Raw genomic sequence first — 17,193 nt, forward strand, 5'->3', positions numbered from 1 at the left:
AGCGAGGACGCATCATGAGAGTCCAAGTCGCCATCATCGGAGCAGGTCCATCGGGACTTATTCTGGGCCAGCTCCTGCACAAAGCCGGAATCGAGGCCATCATCCTCGAAGCCCACACGCCGGACTATGTGCTGGGCCGCATCCGGGCCGGGGTGCTCGAGCAGGTGGCGGTCGACCTGCTCGACGAGGCGGGAGTCGGCGCGCGCATGCACGCCGAGGGCTTGGCCCACAACGGCATCGAACTGCTGATCGGCGGCACCCGCCACCGCATCGACCTGCACGGCCTGACCGGCGGCAAGCAGGTGATGGTCTATGGCCAGACCGAATTGACCCGCGACCTGATGGACGCCCGCAAGGCGGCGGGCCTTGCCACGGTCTACGAGGCCAAGGAGGTCGCCGTCGCGGATTTCGACACCGACCATCCCCGTGTCAGCTATCTCAAAGACGGACTCCGCCACGAGGTCCAATGCGACGTCATCGCCGGTTGCGACGGCTTCCACGGTGTCTGCCGCGCCAGCGTGCCCAAGACCGCCATCACCAATTTCGAGCGGGTCTACCCGTTCGGTTGGCTGGGGCTGTTGTCCGATACGCCGCCGGTGGCCGAGGAACTGATCTACGCCACCCACGAACGCGGCTTCGCGCTGTGCAGCATGCGCTCGCGCACGCGGTCGCGCTATTACCTGCAATGCGCCCTGACCGAGAAGGTCGAGGAGTGGTCGGACGACCGCTTCTGGGACGAATTACGCCGTCGTCTCGACCCGCAAGCGGCGGCGGATCTGGTCACCGGCAAGTCTTTGGAAAAAAGCATCGCGCCGCTACGCAGTTTCGTGGCGGAACCCATGCGGTTCGGCCGCCTGTTCCTGGCGGGCGACGCCGCCCATATCGTGCCGCCCACCGGGGCCAAGGGATTGAACCTGGCGGCATCGGACGTGCGCTATCTTGCCCGGGCCTTCATCGAGTTCTTCGGCGGCAGCACGGCGGGAATCGACCACTATTCGGCCCGCTGCCTGCGGCGCATTTGGAAGGCGGAGCGGTTCTCGTGGTGGATGACCAATCTGCTGCACCGCTTCCCCGACACCAATCCCTTCGAGCAACGGGCACTCGAAGCCGAACTGGATTATGTCATCGCCTCCCATGCCGGGCGGACGACGCTGGCGGAGAATTACGTGGGATTGCCGTTCGAGGACTGATCGCGGCTACTTATCTTTTTCCGCATAGGGATTCTTGCCGCCGCGCACGAACAGGCGGATCGGCACGCCGGGCAGCTTGAAGGCTTCGCGCAAGCCATTGATCAGGTAGCGGACATAGGATTCCGGCAACTGGTCGGGCTTGGTCGCGAACAGCACGAAGGTCGGCGGCCGCGCCTTGGCCTGGGTCATGTAGCGGATCTTGTAGCGCCGACCGCCCGGCAGGGCTGGCGGCGGATGCCGGTCGATGACCTCTTCCAGCCAGCGGTTCAACCCGGCGGTGGGAATGCGCTTGTTCCAGGTATCCCAGGTCTCGATCACCGCGTCCATCAGCCGGTCGACACCGCGCCCCGTCAGGGCGGACAGGGTGACGGTGGTGATTCCCTTGGCCTGGGGCAGCGAAGTCTCCAGCCGGTCGCGCAGGCGCTTCAGCGCCGTCTGGGGGTCGTCCACCACATCCCATTTGTTGATGGCGATGACCAGGGCGCGGCCCTCCTCCACCACCAGACGGGCGATGGTCAGATCCTGCTTGTCGAGAATGGCGGCGGCATCCATCACCAGCACCACAACTTCGGAGCGACGGATGGATTCGATGGTGTTGCTGACCGACAGCTTTTCGATGGCGTCGCTGATCTGGGCCTTCTTGCGCAGCCCGGCGGTATCGACCAGCTTGACCGGGCGGTCGCGATGCAGCCATTCCACCGCGATGGCGTCGCGGGTCAGCCCGGCTTCCGGCCCGGTCAGCAGACGATCCTGCCCCAGCAACTGGTTACCCAGAGTCGACTTTCCCACATTGGGACGCCCCACGATGACCATGGTCAGCGGGCGGCCTGGATCGGGTTCGGCGTCATCGGCCTCGGGTACCGGTTCGGCGAAGAAGTCGTCGTCCTCGTCCTCGTCGTCCAGGGCACCGGCCTTCTCGGCATAAGGACGCAGAGCCTCGAACAGCTCGTACATGCCCTCGCCGTGCTCGGCCGAGACCGGCACCGGTTCGCCCATGCCGAGGCCGTAGGACTCGTAGAGGCCGGGCGCGCCCGCCTTGCCTTCGCATTTATTGGCCACCAGGATCACCGGGGTCGGCAGGCGGCGAAGATGGTCGGCGAAATGACGGTCCAGCGGCGTGACGCCCGCCCTGGAATCGATCAGCAGCAGGGCCACGTCGGCCTCGCCCACCGCCAGATCGGTCTGGCGGCGCATGCGGGCCTCGATGCTGTCGCCGCCCTCGTCCTCGAAACCGGCGGTATCGACCACGTGGAAGTCCATTCCCATAAGGCTGGCGCGCCCCTCGCGGCGGTCGCGGGTGACACCGGGAAGGTCGTGCACGATGGCGAGCTTGCGGCCCACCAGTCGATTGAACAGGGTGGACTTGCCCACATTGGGGCGGCCGATGATGGCGACGGTGAACGGCATGAGGTTTTGCTTAGCCCCCGAAACCGGGGTGCTCCTTTTAACGATAAGCGACGAGGTCGGCGTCGTCGGTCAGGAAATACAGGGTGCCGTTGGCCACGATGGGAGAGATGCTGACCCCGTCGGGGGCTTCCTCCCAGCCCAGCATATCGCCGGAATAGGGCGACAGCGACACCAGCTTGCCGTCGGATGAGCCCACGATCAGACGATCCGAGGCCAGCACCGGACCGGACCACAGGATACGGCCTTCCTTGTCCTTGGGCTTTTGCCAGCTCTGCATCTGGGTCACCCAATTGATGCGGCCGGTCTTGGCCTCCAGCGCCACCACTTCGTTGTTGTTGGTGATGAGAAAGAGGTAATCACCGCCGATCCACGGGCTTTGAACCCCGCCGATTTCCTTTTCCCACAGCCGCCGCCCGGTCCGCAGGTCAAGGCAGACCATCAGGTCGCCGTTGCCGATGGCATAGACACGGCCGCGATCGATCACGGGACGGCCGCGAATATCCATCAGGGCGCCCACATTCTCGGTGCGGCGAATGGTGATCAGCGAGTCCTGCCAAATGACGCCGCCGTTTTCCACCTTCAGGGCGAACAGCTCGCCCGAGGTATAGGGCACCACCACCACATTGCCGTCCACCGCCGGAGAGTTGCCCGCCAGCAGTCCGGTGACTTCGGAGATGCCGGAATGGGTCCACAGCAGGCTGCCATCCTCGGCGGCCAGGGCATGGGTCTGGTTGTCCACCGTCACGGCGAAGACGCGGCCGCCGCGAACGGTAGGAGCGCCGCGCATGGGGCCCGACACCGACTGACGCCAGTCGATCTTGCCGGTCCGCGCGTCCAGCGCCACCACCTGGGCGAAGCCAGTGGCGACGAAAACCTGTCCGTCCTCATAGGCGAGGCCGCCACTGGTATAGGAGTCGGAGGTATCCTTGGGGGTGATGTCCACCTTCCACAACCGCTTGCCGGTCCCGGCATCGAAGGCACTGACCTCGGACGAGGAATCGACGGCGAACAGCTTGCCTTCGGCCATGATGGGCTGTGCCAGCAACTTGCGGCGCTTGCCCGAACCGTCGCCGATGCTGCTGCTCCAAGCCTGGCGCAGCGAGTCAGCCACCACGGTGTGGTGCATGGCGTGGTTGGAATAGCCACCGGCCTGGGGCCAGTCGTCATTGTCCTCGGGCGGCGGCAGCACGATCTTGCCCACCGGGCCGGAAATCTCGGGCTCGGCGATCTTCTCGCGGGCGAGGATGCTGATACGCTTGCCGGGCAGCGGCGGCGGCTTGTTCTCGCCCAGCCAACTGTCGCAGGCGGACAGCGCCATCACTGCGATCAAGACTCCGACGATCCGGCGCGGCATGACGCACATCCCCATGGGTGTTCAGCTCCTGGCGCGTTGGCTGGTGGCCGCCAACATTTCGGCGGCGCGGGTCCGAAGTCCCTGCGGCGCGGCGGCATCCTCGGCGATTTTCGCGAATAGGTCGGCGGCGCGGGCATCGTCGCCGCGCTTCAATGCCGTCAGCGCCTGAATTTCACGGGCGGAATGGCGCCAGGAACTTGATTCGGCGGCCAGCGGCTCCAGCGACTTGTCCAGCGCCGCCGGATCGGCGGTATCGACCACCAGATAAGCGGCCCGGATGGTGGCCATGTCGCGATAGACCTTGTCCACGCCGGAATCGGCCGCCAAGCGCTGATAGAGCGCGGCGGCGCCCAGGAAGTCGCCCGCCTGCTGCTTCAGATCGGCCAGACGCATATCCGCCAGGGCGCGATAGCCCTTGGTTCCATCGGATTTGAGCTTTTCCAGCGTCTCGGTGGCCTCGTCCTTGCGGCCCTGTTCCGCCAGACCGGCCGCTTCCGCATAGCGCAATGACGACGCCTGACGCTGCTTGAGGTCGTAGGAGGTCCAGCCCTGCCAACCGGCCACGGCCAGCACGATGGCCACGGCACCGCCGGTGATCAGGCTGCCGTACTTCTTCCACGTCTGCTCAAGTTGTTCCTGCCTGAGGTCTTCGTCGACTTCCTTGATCAGGAGGTCGGTGGCGGCATCATCGGTCTTGTCGGTCAAGAATCACTCTCCCTCGGGCTCGGCCTACGCGGCACCCGCGCCGTAAGATAGTCCGTGCGACGCCCCTTGGCAAACAGGGGATTCGACGAAGCGTATTGACGCCGTCCAAGCGACCGGCTACCCCGGCGGACGATCCGGCCACCTTGGAGCCCGCTATGTCCTGGCCCACCCCCATCGACCTGCTTGGCGCGGCCGCCGGAATTCTGACCACCGCGTCCTTCGTACCCCAGGTGCTCAAGACCCTGCGATCCGGCCAAACCCGCGATATTTCGCTGGCCATGTGGCTGGCGTTCTGCACCGGCGTGGCTTTGTGGACGATCTACGGACTCCTGCTCGGCGCATGGCCCATCGTGGCCGCCAACATCCCTACCCTTGTCCTGGCCGGCACCATCCTGGTGCTGAAGATCCGCAACCTGCGCAAGGAGTGACTACTCCTTGCGGCCGCCGTGCAGACCGGACCATTGCACCGGATCATGCAGGAAGGAGCGGACTTCTTCCACGGCACGGCGGTCGAACTGGCCTTCTTCCTCGACCACTTCCAGCACGTCCCACCAATTGCACAGATAGCCCATGCTGACGCCGATCTCTTCCAGGCTCTTCAGGGCGCCGGGGAAGACGCCGTAGAAGAACACCACGAAGGAATGATCCACCTTGGCGCCCGCCTGGCGCAGGGCGTTGACGAAATTGACCTTGGAGGCGCCGTCCGAGGCGAGATCCTCCACCAGCACCACCCGGTCGCCGTCCTTGAAGTCGCCTTCGATCTGGGCGTTGCGGCCGAAACCCTTCGGCTTCTTGCGGATGTAGAGCATGGGCAGCGCCAGCCGGTCGGACACCCAGGCGGCATAGGGAATGCCCGCCGTCTCGCCGCCCGCGATGGCGTCGGAGGATTCGTAGCCCACCTCGCGCAGGATGGCCGCCGACATCAGCTCGCTGATCTTGGCCCGGGCGCGGGGAAACGAGATCACCTTGCGGCAATCCACATAGACCGGGCTGGCCCAGCCCGAGGTCAGGATATAGGGCTCTTCCGGGCGGAAATTGACCGCCTTGATCTCCAGCAGAATGCGCGCCGTGGTCAGCGCCGCCTGCTTCTGCTCGGGGGTACGGGAAACGGTTTGTGCCATGTTCTGAGCCCTCTCGCCTAGCCGCTCGTGGCCATCGGCCACAAAACAGTTTTTTCATCTGGGCTCTATAGGCACAATCGCGGTTTCCTGCAAGATGACAACACAAGGAATCGCAATGTCCGACGTGATCCAGACCAGCCGCGACGGCGCCATCGCCACCGTGACCCTGAACCGTCCCGACCGCATGAATGCCCTGAATCTCCCCATGTGGCGCGGACTGACCGAGGCTTTTACCGCCATCGCCGCCGACACGTCGATCCATGTGGTCATCCTGCGCGGCGCCGGTGACAAGGCCTTCGCGCCCGGCGCCGATATCGAGGAATTCGACACGCTGCGGGCCAATGCCGATCAGGCCAAGGCCTATGACGTCATCATGCGCGGCGCATTGAACGCGGTGCGCGCCTGTCCGCAGCCGGTGGTCGCCGCCATCTGGGGGCCTTGCGTCGGCGGCGCCCTGGAACTGGCCACCTGCTGCGACCTGCGCATCTCGGCCAGGTCGGGCAAGTTCGGGGTTCCCATCAACAAGATCTCGGTGGTGATGGCCTATCCCGAACTGGCGTCCATCCATCGGGTGGTCGGCCCCGCCGTGGCGCTGGAAATCCTGTTGGAAGGCCGGGTGTTCGACGCCGACGAGGCCTTCGCCAAGGGTCTGGTCAACCGGGTGGTCGAGGATGCCGCCATGGAGGCCGAGATTGCCGCCACCGCCAAGCGCATCGCCGCCGGGGCGCCGCTGGCCAATCGCTGGCACAAGGCCTTCATCGCGCGCCTGGACGATCCCAAGCCGGTCTCGGATGCGGAATTGGACGAGTGCTATCGCTTCTTGTCCACCAAGGACTATGCCGAGGGACTGGCCGCCTTTCGCGCCAAGCGCAAGCCGGTCTTCACCGCGGAATAGGGGGGGGCGAAATAGGGGGGCCTGCGGGCAGGATGCCCGCGCTCCAAAAGAGGCAAGCGGGCAGGATGCCCGCGCTCCGAACGAGGCAAGCGTGCCGGAGCGCGGGCGTCTCGCCCGCACCTCACCCCCGCACCGCGCCTTCGGTGAGGCCGACCAGGGCCTTCAACTCGGTGCGGGAATTGACGTTGCGCTTGCGCATGCGACCGGCGACGGCTTCCACCATTTGGGCCTTGCCGGGCATGCCGAACACCTGATTGAAGACGTTGCGGCCCATCACCCGATAGGCGGTGGACAGGCACACCGCCGCCTGGACCGTGGACAGCGACAGCCCGGCGAACAGTTCGGAACGAACCGTCTCGTTGACTCCGGCCAGGGCGGCGACCATCTCGCGCATCTCGTGGCCGCTGCGGCTTCCCAGCACCTCGACCGCCTTCTTGTCGGTCATGGCTTCCCACCAGAACTCTTCCTGCGGCGTCCCCGAGAAGGACTGCACCGAGGCCACCGGCATGAAGGCGCCGCCGCGACGGGCGACCACCGTGGCCGATTGGGCGGGGGCACCGACCTCGAAGCGGGGCGGCAGCGGCGGCCGCGTCGCGGGAAGCCCATGGGACGGAGGGGGCGACGACCAGCCCGAGGCGGCGGCGGTAATGGCGTCCAACAGCTCAGCCTCGCGCACGTCAAGGATGCGCGGCCCCATTTCCAACACCTTTTCCACCGGCATGGGGGCGTAATGGGGCACCAAAGGCACCTGCCAGTCGTGGATCAGGTATTCGTTCATGGCCTGATACATGCGCCCGGCCCGCGACTTCGGATCATTGGGATCGCCGCCCAAGGTCTCCTTGAAGTGACGCTTGGCATGGGTGCGCACGATCATGGCGATGATGTCGTGAACGGAACGGCCGCAGCGAAGCTGCACGAAGTCGTCGTTGACCGGACGGCCGCGCGCGTCCACCAGCAGCGAGCGGAACTGGTCGCGGTGGCGGCGGAAGATCAGGATGCAGCCGTGCAGCAGTTCCGAACTGGCCATCACGGTGTCGTAGAAGTCCGGCCCGGCGATATCGCCGAAGGCCGGGACCAGCGCGCGGAAGATTTCGGCAACCGGTCCCTTCAGCGTCTCGTTGATGAAGCGGATGGCATCGCCATGGCCAAGCACCTTATCGGTTCGGCCAACGGTCACTCTCTTCGAGGCGACGTCGTCGCGAGGCATGCCTGTTTATCCCAAATTTACTACAGACTAAGCCAGAACGCGTATGCAAACAATCGACTTTTGTTGACAAGTTGTTCACTTAAGTTACAGAGGGCGTCCGCACCAATTGATCCAGCGCCTCCTTCAGACGGGCCAGATCCACCGGCTTGGCGAGGTAGAAATCCATGCCCGCCGCGATGCAGCGCTCGGCCTCGCCCGACAGCGCATTGGCGGTCAGGGCGATGATGGGAATGTGACCACCGTCACCGGCCAGCGCCTCGGCCTCACGGATGGCGGCGGTCAGATGGAATCCGTCCATCACCGGCATGTGGCAGTCGGAGACCACGGCGGCGAAGGGCCGCTCCCGCCATGCGGCCAGGGCGGTCGCGCCATCGGGGTGAAGCTCCACCGCGTAGCCCAGTGTCCGCAATTGGCGGCAAATGACCTCCTGGTTCACCGGATGATCCTCGGCCACCAGGATGGGCGCGCCGTCCCAGGCGGGCTCTGCGGCGCTGACCGGCGGCAGCGAGGGCGCGCAGACGGCGCGGCTGACCGGCGAGGCTCGGGTGGTCCAGGCGGCGGCTTCCAGAATTTGCGTCCGGGTCAGGGGACGCCCCAGGAAACCGACGCAATGGGGCAGACGTTCAAGCGCGAACCGGTTGGCATCGCCCGAATCGACGAAGATCAGCGGCGTCGCGCCCAATGACGGCAATTGAGCGGCATCGAGCCCGGCGGTCGACAGCAGCGCCACGTCGAACGGCGCCTGGGTCGATGCCGCCTTGCTGGAAGCCGCCAAGGCCTCCCTGACGCCGGGAACCCGCACCACCGCCGCCCCAGCCCTTTCGGCCTGCTGGGCGATCAAGGCCCGCTCCTCGGTCTCGGGATCGACCACCAGCACCCGCAGACCCAGGAAGTCCGCCTTGGCCGGATATTCTCCATCCGCATCCTCCAAGGCGGCCAAAGGCAGGCTGCACCAGAAGGTGGAGCCCAGGCCCGGTTGGCTTTCGAAACCGGCGGTCCCCTCCATCAGATCCACCAAGCGCTGGGTAATGGACAGGCCCAGGCCGGTGCCGCCGAAACGCCGGGTGGTCGAGGATTCCGCCTGGGAGAAAGGCTGAAACAGCCGATCGCGAATATCCGCGGCGATCCCGATACCCGTATCGATGATCCGCAGATGCACCAATATCCGGCCATCCTCGGTCCGACCGGCCCGTTCAGCATGGATGCTGACGCGCCCCTGGGCGGTGAACTTGATGGCATTGCCGGTCAGGTTGAAGAGGATCTGGCGCAGCCGCGTCGGATCGGCCATCACCAGGGCGGGCAGCCCGGGATCGGCGAAGGCGGTCATGGTCAGTCCCTTGGCCGCCGCCGCCGGTCCCACCAGATGGACGACGCCGTCCATGAGCTGGGCCAGCGACACCGGCACCCGTTCAAGCTCCATGCGGCCCGCCTCGATCTTGGAGAAGTCCAGAACGTCGTCGATGATCCGCAACAGGGCGAGACCGGATTCGCGGGTGGTCGCGATCAGCGCGCGCTGATCCTGATCCAGGGGGGTGAGGCCGAGAAGTTCCAGCAATCCCACCACGCCATTCATGGGCGTGCGGATTTCATGGCTCATGGCGGCCAGGAACGACGATTTGGCCAGATTGGCGGATTCGGCGGCCTCCTTTGCGCTGGTCAGGGCATGGATGGCGGAATCGCGATCCCCCGTGGCGTCATGGAATTTGGCCAGCACGCGATTGAACACGGCGGCGATCTCGGCGGCCTCGGTCTCGGGCGCGGCGGCCACCGGCCGCGAAAAGGATTGAGGGAATTCGTGGGCCTCCATCTGGGCAAGCAGATCCTGAAGCGTGCGGCGCTTGGCCTCGCCTTCCCACCGCTCGGATTCCGCCTTCTCTTCCTCCAACCGACGGCGTTCCACCGAGTTTTGCTTGAACACCTCGACGGTGCGGGCCATGGCCGCCAATTCATCATCGAGGTCGCGATCCTCCACTTCCTGGGTCCAATCCCCTTCCGCTCCCGCTTCCATGGCGCCTCGCAGGCTGAGCAACGGGCCACGGATGGATTGGCCGATCATCCAGCTGATCCAGGCGCTGGCGGCCAGCAGCAGAAGGGCCGCCACGGCGCCCACGCCTCCCAAGCGCACCAGTTGCTCGTGGGAGCGTCGCTGAAGCGTCTCCTCGCGGGCGCGGCCCTGGGCGATCAGCCGGTCGATAGCGCCGGACATGGCCGCCTGACTGGCGTCGACCTCGTCGGTCAGAATGCGCGAGCGCTCCTCGAAGCCACGCGACATGGCATCGATGGCCCCGGCCAGGGTACGGGCCCGCTGCGCCAGCACCTGCAAGGCGTCGCGCTGAAGATCGTTTCCGGCCAGGCCCTGCAAGACCGGCATGGTGTCGGTCATGCGTTCCAGGCTGGCATGGGCGCCGACGGCGCGAATGGGATTTCCGTTGAAGTAAAACACGTTGATGGCGATCAGCGTTTCGACGAAGTTTTCATGCGACTTCACCAGGGCCGGTGCCAGCAGATCGCCGCTGCGCGTCCGCGCGGTGGAATTGAGAATGGCGTAAAGCCCGGACATCTCGCTGGTGGTCTGCAAGACTTGGCTTTCATAAAGTCGCGAAATGTCGGCGTTGACCGCCTTCAAGGTCTGAAACCCGCCGACGAATTTGCGCGCCGCCTCGTGCATGGCCACCGCGTCGTTGGACAAAGGATTTTCATGGGCCGTCGCGTCGCCCATGGCGACGAACAACTCCTCGGACCGGCGCATGGCCTCCTTGAGAAGATCATCGGAGGGATTGGCGAGATACTGCCGAATCAGCCCTTGCAGCCGTCCGGCATGGACGTCGATATCGGCCAGCCCGCTGGTCTGGCGCTGGACCGTGCGCAATTGGACGAGATCGCCGTTGATGACCGAGGCGGCATGCCATCCCAGCCCCCCCACCGCCAGGGCGACGAACACGTTCATGGCCACCACAAGCGGGATACGCCATGCGATGGGCAGGGATCTGATCCAGCGAATGAGCCGTTGCGTGGACATCAGAGACGGCTTCCCCTTCCCCAAGGCGCCGGGCGACGCGTCACACCCATGGTAGCCGCCCGCAGCCCAAGGGGGAAGCCATGTTGCGGGACCACCGGGCCGATCCCAACAGAAAGGGTTTCACTTGACCAAAATCAAACATTCCTCCAGCATGTTCTCCGATTTCAATTTTAGAATGGATGTGCGCGGCCATGCGCCTCACGTTGCATACCGACTACGCCATGCGGGTTTTGGTCCATGTCGGGCTGCGCAACGGCGATCTCGTCACCATTACCGAGATTGCCGATTGCTATGGCATTTCCAAGAATCATTTGACCAAGGTCGTCCATCAGTTGGGGCGCATCGGATATCTTGAGACCGTGCGCGGCAAATATGGCGGCGTCCGGCTGCTGCGGCAGCCCGACGACATCCGCCTCGGCGACTTCATCCGCGACACCGAGGAAGATTTTTCGCTGGTGCGCTGCATGCGTTGCGAATCCTCGGCCGAATGCCGCCTCAGCGGTCAGTGCATCGCCCATGACGCGCTGTCGGCCGGATTGCGGGCCTTCTTCGCGGAATTGAACCGCTATACCTTGGCCGACATGCTGGCGACCCAGCGCAGCGCCGCCGCCGCCGCCGCTGAATAAGCACAAACTAAACGGCGGGTTTCTTGGCGTCGCAATTCAGTGTATCCCTGGGACGGGGGTCTTCACTGGGGGAAAGTCATGTCCACTTCCGATATCGCTGACAACGAAAACGAACTGAGGGTCATCAACGAGTTTCTGGACGAGTTGCGCGACACCGCCAGCCAATTGCAGGTTTTGCTCGGGAACCTCCGCTCCCACAGTGTACCCGCCGACGAAGGCTTGGCGACACTCAAGCGCGAGGCGAGCAATCTGCGCAGCCACGCCCAGGGCCTCAACCTGCCCATGATCAAGCTGGTGACCCACCGGCTGGACGAATACATGGGAGATCTGAAGGCGGTCGGCAGCGCCGAGCTGGATGAAATCCAGGTGTTCGTCGACAAGATCGAGAAGCTGGCCGACGGCGAACATGTCTCGGAAACCGACGCGCCCGCCGTGGTGCGCGCCCTGCCCGCCAAGCGCTCCGCCGACATCGACTTCGGCAAGATCGAGAAGAAGAACGTCGAGATCCTGCTGGTGCTGCCGGAAAAGGCCATGTCGCGCATCGTCGAGCGCGAATTGGCCGCCTGCGGCTATCGCACATCCACCATCCGCGACGGATTCGCCGCCATCGAGACGGTGGTTCGCACCCGTCCCGACATGGTGCTGGCGTCCATGGAATTGGGGCTGCTGTCGGGCATCGACCTGGGCAATGCCCTGGCCGCCATGATGCCCACCCAGCAGATTCCGTTCGCTCTGTTCACCAGCTACGAGTGGGGCAATCCCAAGCTAAGGGGTCTGCCCGCCCGCGCGGCGGTGATCCGCAAGGGACCGCAGTTCGGCGACGATCTCGCCGAGACCCTGGCGCGGTTCGAAATCACCTGACATTCTGTCACCCGGCGGCACGCGACCGGAGATAGCCATGCTGGGTTCCCTGACCATTCTGTTGCTGTGCCAGTTGGCGGGCGAGGTCGTCGTTCGCCTGCTGGGACTGCCGCTTCCCGGCCCCGTGGTGGGGATGGTGATCCTGTTCCTGGGACTGGTGATCCGCGGGCGTGTCCCAACCACCATGGAGCAATCCGTTCGTGCCATTCTGGGTAATTTCGCCCTGCTGTTCATTCCGGCCAGCGTCGGCGTCATGGTCCATCTGGCCGCCATCTGGGCTGAAATCCTTCCCATCACGGCGGCCGTCCTGGGCAGCACCGTCGCCACCATCGTCGTCGCCGGGCGCCTGATGCAGGCCTTGAGCCGTCACAAGCGGGAAGACGCGGCATGAGCGGCGATCTGACCAGCATCTGGGTCTATCTCTCCACCTCGCCCCTGCTGGGGCTGACCTCCACCTTGCTGGCCTATCAGGCGGCCATGTGGATATTCGAGCGCGGCGGCCGTTCGCCGCTGCTCAATCCCATCCTGATTTCGGTCTCCATGATCGCCGGCTTCCTGATGGCCACCGGCACCGAGTACCGCACCTATTTCGACGGGGCGCAGTTCGTTCACTTCCTGCTGGGACCGGCGACGGTGGCCCTGGCGGTGCCGCTCTACAACCAGTTGCCCTTGCTGCGCCGTTCATGGGCGGCGGTACTGGCGGTGGTTCTGGTGGGCGCGCTGATGGCGGGTGGCAGCGCCGTGCTGATCGCCTGGGCCATGGGCGGATCGGAGAAGATCCTGCTCTCCCTGGCCGCCAAGTCGGTGACCATTCCCATCGCCATGGGCGTCACCGAACGCATCGGCGGCATTCCGTCGCTGACGGCGGTCATGGTGATGCTGACCGGGGTGTTCGGCGCCGTCACCGGTGGCTGGATCCTGGACATGGCGCGGGTGCGCGATCAGGCGGCGCGCGGCCTCGCCATGGGCATCGCCTCCCACGGCATCGGCACGGTGCGGGCGCTGCAGATGAGCGAGACGGCGGGCGCTTTCGGCGGCTTGGCCATCGGCCTGACCGGTCTGGTCACCGCCGTGCTGGTTCCCCTGATCCATAGCTGGATCAGATAGCCAGATATTTCCTGATCCCGGAGATATTCCAGCCCTTGGCGGCATCCACCAGAAGATCGCTGCTGCCCAGGCTGTCGCCCTCGATCTGCAGCAGCACCCGGTTGCCCAGGATAAGCATGATCTCGCCCGCCCGATTGGTCGCGTCCCAGCGCAACAGCGCGTCCTCGCCCCCGATCTTGACCCGGCGCATATTGGGCTGGGCCGGTGCGTTGGCGGCGAATTGCAAGGCGGCGGACGAGACCGCCGGGCTGTCCAGAATCAAGGTGGCGTTGAGACTTGCGTCATCGCGGGCATAGGCGCGGCTGACGGCAAAGCCGCCGCCCGCGCTGGCCAGCCCCTGGGTCTCAGGGGCCTCTGCCTGCCACGAGGCCAGTGGCGCGGGCAGGAACTCCGCCAGCGCCTTGCCGAGACGGCCGTGCAGATCGGCGATGACCGCTTCCAGTTCGCTAGCGGCGCGGGCGATGTCGCCCCTGGCATGGGCGGCCTTGGCGGCCTCCATGCGGGTGGCAACCGACTCCGTCGCCGTCGCCGAAAGCCCCGACAAGGCCAGAGCGGCGGCAATGCACCCCATGAACAACGCCTGACGCATGATCCCCGCCAAACCGAAACCCGATGCGTCGAGCTTTACAACGACGCGGGCGAGGCGGCAAGGTGACAGTGTGAAACCGACCGGATCCATTGCGTGAACATCGTCTTTCTCGTCCTTGTCGTCGGCTCGTTCCTGGTCTCGGCCATGGCGGAGCTGTCCGGAACCCACGGCGCCATGGAATCCCTGTCCGCCGCCGTCATCGACGCCGCCGCCGCCGCCGTTCCGCTGGTGCTGGGGCTGGTGGGGATCATGGCGCTGTTCCTCGGCCTGATGAAGGTGGCCGAGGAGGGCGGCCTGCTCGCCGCCACCGCCCGCCTGCTGGAACCGCCGTTGCGCCGCCTGTTCCCTGAAATCCCGACCGGCCATCCCGCCATGGGGGCCATGGTGATGAATGTCGCCGCCAATCTGCTGGGCCTGGGCAATGCCGCCACGCCCTTCGGCATCCGCGCCATGGAGCATCTCGAGGCGCTGAACCCCCGCAAGGGCACCGCCAGCAATGCCCAGGTGCTGTTTCTCGCCATCAACACCGCCGGAGTCACCTTGCTTCCCACCAAGGTGATCGCGCTACGCGCCTCGCTGGGCGCCGCCGATCCCACCAATGTGGTGGCGCCCACCCTGGTCGCCACCCTGGTCGCCGCCACGGTGGCCATCATCGCCGCCAAGAGCCTGCAAGGGCTGTGGTGGCCGGACCCGGCCGCGCCGCCCCCCGTGCAGGCGTCGTCCGCGTCACTGTGGCCCAGCCTGCTGGCCCTGGCGGGCCTGCTGGGCGCCATTCCGCTGCTATTGGCCAATGGCCGCGTCATCGGTCCCTGGATCATGCCGGGGCTGGTGGCCGGCCTGCTGCTCTACGGCGCGGCGCGGCGGGTGCGCATCTATGAATGCTTCGTCGAAGGCGCCAAGGAAGGCTTCGCCGTCGCCGTGCGCATCATTCCCTATCTGGTGGCCATCCTGGTCGCCATCGGCATGTTCCGCGCCTCCGGCGCCATGGATCTGGTGCTGCGGCCGCTGGGGCAACTGACGGCGCCGTTGGGCCTGCCCGCCGAGGCGCTGACCATGGCGGTCATGCGCACCTTGTCGGGATCGGGCTCCTATGGCTTGCTGGCGGCCCATCTCAAGGATGCGTCCATCGGTCCGGACGGCTATCTGGGAACCCTGCTCGGCACCATCTACGGCTCCACCGAGACCACTTTCTACGTGCTGGCGGTCTATTTCGGCGCGGTGCAGGTCCGCCGCATCCGCCACGCCCTGGCGGTGGGCCTGATCGCCGACTTCGCCGCCCTGGTGGCGGCGGTGGTGGTGTGCGGCGTGATGTTCTAGGCCCAGCGCTTGCGCAGGTCGGATTTTTCCAGCATCAGCCATTGAATGGCGACGGCGGCCATGGCGTTGTTGATGCGGCCGTCCTTGACCATGGCATAGGCTTCGTCGGTGGAGACCACGAAGGCGCGGATATCCTCGCCCTCGTGCTCGAGGCCGTGAAAGCCCGATACCCCCGAGGCATCGACGCGGGCGCAGTACAGCCTGACCGTCTCGGACGAGCCTCCGGCGGTCACCAGATAATCGCCGATGCGCATCATGTCGGTAGGCTCGGCGCCCGCCTCCTCGGCGGTTTCGCGCCGCGCCACATCGTCGGGATGCTCGCCCTCGTCGATGATTCCCGCCACGCATTCGATCAGCCAGGGATGCCACCCCGCCGCCAGGGCGCCGCAACGGAACTGTTCGATCAGCACCACCTGGTCGCGGTCGGGATCGTAGAGCAGCACCACCACGGAATGGCCGCGCTCGAAAATCTCGCGCTCCATGACCTGGGTCCAGCCGCCCGCGAAGGTGCGATGCCGCAGGCGATAGCGGTCGATGCGGAAATAGCCCTTGAACACGGTATCCCGGCCGAGGATTTCAACGTCGGTCTTTGCGTCCAAGCTCGCCCTCTTCGATCAACTCAGGTTCCCAGCAGGGAGCCCACGGTCCCGATGAAAATGGTCAGCATCCCCAGGATCAGGTTGATGGTGACGATGTGGCGGATCCGCGCCTGATATTCGGCGGTCTTGGGGAAATCCCCGGCGGCGAAGGCCCGCTTGAAGCCCTGCCAGGGGCCGAAGAACAGTTGCACATACAGTCCCATCATGACCAGGCCGGACAACTGCATGACGTCCACATGGCTGGGACCGCCTGAGAACCCGCCGCGAAAGCCGAACAGCAGCACGCCATAGCCGGTCGCCAACAGACCGATGATGCTGATCCAGACGAAGGTGAAGAAGCGCGGCAGCACTTGGCGCCATACACCCAGACGCTGGGCAGGCTCCAACTCTCCCAGGACCGGACGCAGGATCACATGGGCGAAGAACATTCCACCGACCCAGACCACCGCCGCCAAGGTATGGATCCCCATGGCCAGTCCGTAAGTGTAGTCCATCTCGCTTACCCCAAACCCAGCTTGGCCGCGATCTCGTCGGCCAAGGCCTTGATTTCCTTGGTGGCGGTATGGCGCGGATTGCTTTCCAATACGCCCTTGCCCTCCATCATGGAGGCGGCGAAGGCAACGCGGTTGCCCAGGACGGAGGCCGCCACCGGAACCTCGGCATCGGCGATCTTGCGGCGAACCGCATCCACCAGCTTGCCGCGCGACGGAGTCCGGTTGAAGACCATCAGGGCCGGAGACTTCTCCTTGCGCGCCATCTCCAGGGTGGGGCCGGTGGCCCACAGATCCATGGGCGAAGGCTGCATGGGCACCAAGATCAGGTCGGCGGCGCGCACCGCGATGCGCACCTCGGTCTCGGCATGGGGCGGGCTGTCGATCAGCACCAGATCCACGTCGCGCTTCAAGCGTTCCAGCTCGGTGGACAGCCGCCAGCCCGAGGCCTGCACGAAGGTGATGCCGCCGCCGGTATCGTCCACCAGCGCCTTGCGGATGTCGTACCATGCCGCCAGCGAGCCCTGCGGATCGATATCCAGCAATCCGACCCGCATGCCCGCACGAGCATAGGTCACGGCCAATTGCGCCGCGATGGTGGTCTTTCCCGCGCCGCCCTTCTGCTGGGCGATGGTCACGGCCTTGGCCGACATGGCGTCCCCCTGATTGAAACCGATGGAAGGAAGGCTAGCCCTTTGGCGTCAT

18 protein-coding genes are annotated in these 17,193 nt (G+C 65.5%); 8 read left to right on the top strand and 10 right to left on the bottom strand.

Annotation, left to right across the window (positions count from 1 at the left end; all coding sequences use genetic code 11):
- Nucleotides 1-14 precede the first annotated feature (14 nt).
- Complete coding sequence (gene pobA, locus CU669_RS15830) at nt 15-1,190, top strand: 4-hydroxybenzoate 3-monooxygenase (protein WP_112146550.1); 1,176 nt, start codon at nt 15-17, stop codon at nt 1,188-1,190.
- Nucleotides 1,191-1,196: 6 nt separating this feature from the next.
- On the opposite strand, the gene der is transcribed toward pobA, so the two are convergent.
- From der to CU669_RS15845, 3 genes are read right to left on the bottom strand one after another with little or no spacing between them, the layout of a single operon-like run.
- On the bottom strand, nt 1,197-2,597 hold the full coding sequence (gene der, locus CU669_RS15835; RefSeq protein WP_112146456.1) for a ribosome biogenesis GTPase Der: 1,401 nt from the start codon (nt 2,595-2,597) through the stop codon (nt 1,197-1,199).
- A 37-nt stretch (nt 2,598-2,634) separates the two neighbouring features.
- Nucleotides 2,635-3,951, bottom strand: a complete 1,317-nt coding sequence (locus CU669_RS15840) for an outer membrane protein assembly factor BamB family protein (protein WP_239988745.1) — start codon at nt 3,949-3,951, stop codon at nt 2,635-2,637.
- A gap of 21 nt (nt 3,952-3,972) precedes the next feature.
- On the bottom strand, nt 3,973-4,656 hold the full coding sequence (locus CU669_RS15845) for a tetratricopeptide repeat protein (protein WP_112146460.1): 684 nt from the start codon (nt 4,654-4,656) through the stop codon (nt 3,973-3,975).
- 155 nt (nt 4,657-4,811) lie between these two features.
- Between CU669_RS15845 and CU669_RS15850 the strand changes: the two genes are divergently transcribed.
- Nucleotides 4,812-5,084 (top strand): SemiSWEET transporter, encoded by a 273-nt coding sequence (locus CU669_RS15850; protein WP_112146462.1) that lies wholly within the window; start codon nt 4,812-4,814, stop codon nt 5,082-5,084.
- On the opposite strand, the gene CU669_RS15855 is transcribed toward CU669_RS15850, so the two are convergent.
- A complete protein-coding gene (locus tag CU669_RS15855; RefSeq protein ID WP_112146464.1) occupies nt 5,085-5,777 on the bottom strand; it encodes an orotate phosphoribosyltransferase in 693 nt (230 codons plus the stop codon).
- A gap of 115 nt (nt 5,778-5,892) precedes the next feature.
- On the opposite strand from CU669_RS15855, the gene CU669_RS15860 reads away from it, so the two are divergent.
- Entirely contained in the window at nt 5,893-6,672 is a 780-nt protein-coding gene (locus CU669_RS15860; protein WP_112146466.1) for an enoyl-CoA hydratase/isomerase family protein, read from the top strand.
- Between the two features lie 121 nt (nt 6,673-6,793).
- Here CU669_RS15860 and CU669_RS15865 read toward each other — a convergent pair whose 3' ends face one another.
- Nucleotides 6,794-7,879: a hypothetical protein gene (locus CU669_RS15865; RefSeq protein ID WP_239988746.1), complete on the bottom strand. Its 1,086-nt coding sequence runs from the start codon at nt 7,877-7,879 to the stop codon at nt 6,794-6,796.
- 79 nt (nt 7,880-7,958) lie between these two features.
- Nucleotides 7,959-10,898: a hybrid sensor histidine kinase/response regulator gene (locus CU669_RS15870; RefSeq protein ID WP_112146468.1), complete on the bottom strand. Its 2,940-nt coding sequence runs from the start codon at nt 10,896-10,898 to the stop codon at nt 7,959-7,961.
- Nucleotides 10,899-11,089: 191 nt separating this feature from the next.
- Here CU669_RS15870 and CU669_RS15875 point away from each other — a divergent pair, with 191 nt between their 5' ends.
- The 4 genes from CU669_RS15875 to CU669_RS15890 all read left to right on the top strand — a co-directional run bounded on the left by CU669_RS15875 (nt 11,090) and on the right by CU669_RS15890 (nt 13,492).
- A complete protein-coding gene (locus CU669_RS15875) occupies nt 11,090-11,524 on the top strand; it encodes an Rrf2 family transcriptional regulator (protein WP_112146553.1) in 435 nt (144 codons plus the stop codon).
- A 78-nt stretch (nt 11,525-11,602) separates the two neighbouring features.
- Nucleotides 11,603-12,385: a DNA-binding response regulator gene (locus tag CU669_RS15880; protein ID WP_112146470.1), complete on the top strand. Its 783-nt coding sequence runs from the start codon at nt 11,603-11,605 to the stop codon at nt 12,383-12,385.
- Between the two features lie 37 nt (nt 12,386-12,422).
- Nucleotides 12,423-12,776: a CidA/LrgA family protein gene (locus CU669_RS15885; protein WP_112146472.1), complete on the top strand. Its 354-nt coding sequence runs from the start codon at nt 12,423-12,425 to the stop codon at nt 12,774-12,776.
- Nucleotides 12,773-13,492, top strand: coding sequence for an LrgB family protein (locus tag CU669_RS15890; RefSeq protein WP_112146474.1), 720 nt, complete (start codon nt 12,773-12,775; stop codon nt 13,490-13,492). The genes CU669_RS15885 and CU669_RS15890 overlap by 4 nt, the downstream gene beginning before the upstream one ends.
- Here CU669_RS15890 and CU669_RS15895 read toward each other — a convergent pair.
- Entirely contained in the window at nt 13,485-14,081 is a 597-nt protein-coding gene (locus CU669_RS15895; protein ID WP_239988747.1) for a hypothetical protein, read from the bottom strand. The two genes, CU669_RS15890 and CU669_RS15895, sit on opposite strands and share 8 nt — an antisense overlap.
- Before the next feature lie 93 nt (nt 14,082-14,174).
- Between CU669_RS15895 and CU669_RS15900 the strand changes: the two genes are divergently transcribed.
- On the top strand, nt 14,175-15,398 hold the full coding sequence (locus CU669_RS15900) for a nucleoside recognition domain-containing protein (RefSeq protein ID WP_192884627.1): 1,224 nt from the start codon (nt 14,175-14,177) through the stop codon (nt 15,396-15,398).
- Here CU669_RS15900 and CU669_RS15905 read toward each other — a convergent pair.
- The 3 genes from CU669_RS15905 to parA are packed head-to-tail and all read right to left on the bottom strand — an operon-like array spanning nt 15,395 to nt 17,141.
- A complete protein-coding gene (locus CU669_RS15905) occupies nt 15,395-15,997 on the bottom strand; it encodes an NUDIX domain-containing protein (protein ID WP_112146476.1) in 603 nt (200 codons plus the stop codon). The genes CU669_RS15900 and CU669_RS15905 overlap by 4 nt on opposite strands.
- Nucleotides 15,998-16,017: 20 nt before the next feature.
- Nucleotides 16,018-16,491 carry a hypothetical protein gene (locus tag CU669_RS15910; protein WP_112146478.1) on the bottom strand — a complete coding sequence of 158 codons (474 nt, stop codon included), beginning with the start codon at nt 16,489-16,491 and terminating at the stop codon, nt 16,018-16,020.
- Between the two features lie 5 nt (nt 16,492-16,496).
- Nucleotides 16,497-17,141 (bottom strand): ParA family partition ATPase, encoded by a 645-nt coding sequence (gene parA / locus CU669_RS15915; protein ID WP_112146481.1) that lies wholly within the window; start codon nt 17,139-17,141, stop codon nt 16,497-16,499.
- Nucleotides 17,142-17,193 lie beyond the last annotated feature (52 nt).

It is taken from the genome of Paramagnetospirillum kuznetsovii (genome assembly GCF_003284725.1).
GTDB lineage: Bacteria > Pseudomonadota > Alphaproteobacteria > Rhodospirillales > Magnetospirillaceae > Phaeospirillum > Phaeospirillum kuznetsovii.

Excerpts from the sequence above, each read along its gene's own strand:
- CU669_RS15910 (WP_112146478.1), bottom strand. The coding sequence starts at position 16,491 with ATGGACTACACTTACGGACTGGCCATGGGGATCCATACCTTGGCGGCG.
- pobA (WP_112146550.1), top strand. The coding sequence starts at position 15 with ATGAGAGTCCAAGTCGCCATCATCGGAGCAGGTCCATCGGGACTTATT.
- CU669_RS15840 (WP_239988745.1), bottom strand. The coding sequence starts at position 3,951 with ATGCCGCGCCGGATCGTCGGAGTCTTGATCGCAGTGATGGCGCTGTCC.
- CU669_RS15860 (WP_112146466.1), top strand. The coding sequence starts at position 5,893 with ATGTCCGACGTGATCCAGACCAGCCGCGACGGCGCCATCGCCACCGTG.
- CU669_RS15850 (WP_112146462.1), top strand. The coding sequence starts at position 4,812 with ATGTCCTGGCCCACCCCCATCGACCTGCTTGGCGCGGCCGCCGGAATT.
- CU669_RS15855 (WP_112146464.1), bottom strand. The coding sequence starts at position 5,777 with ATGGCACAAACCGTTTCCCGTACCCCCGAGCAGAAGCAGGCGGCGCTG.
- CU669_RS15865 (WP_239988746.1), bottom strand. The coding sequence starts at position 7,879 with ATGCCTCGCGACGACGTCGCCTCGAAGAGAGTGACCGTTGGCCGAACC.
- parA (WP_112146481.1), bottom strand. The coding sequence starts at position 17,141 with ATGTCGGCCAAGGCCGTGACCATCGCCCAGCAGAAGGGCGGCGCGGGA.
- der (WP_112146456.1), bottom strand. The coding sequence starts at position 2,597 with ATGCCGTTCACCGTCGCCATCATCGGCCGCCCCAATGTGGGCAAGTCC.
- CU669_RS15870 (WP_112146468.1), bottom strand. The coding sequence starts at position 10,898 with ATGTCCACGCAACGGCTCATTCGCTGGATCAGATCCCTGCCCATCGCA.
- CU669_RS15885 (WP_112146472.1), top strand. The coding sequence starts at position 12,423 with ATGCTGGGTTCCCTGACCATTCTGTTGCTGTGCCAGTTGGCGGGCGAG.
- CU669_RS15895 (WP_239988747.1), bottom strand. The coding sequence starts at position 14,081 with ATGCGTCAGGCGTTGTTCATGGGGTGCATTGCCGCCGCTCTGGCCTTG.
- CU669_RS15890 (WP_112146474.1), top strand. The coding sequence starts at position 12,773 with ATGAGCGGCGATCTGACCAGCATCTGGGTCTATCTCTCCACCTCGCCC.
- CU669_RS15880 (WP_112146470.1), top strand. The coding sequence starts at position 11,603 with ATGTCCACTTCCGATATCGCTGACAACGAAAACGAACTGAGGGTCATC.
- CU669_RS15875 (WP_112146553.1), top strand. The coding sequence starts at position 11,090 with ATGCGCCTCACGTTGCATACCGACTACGCCATGCGGGTTTTGGTCCAT.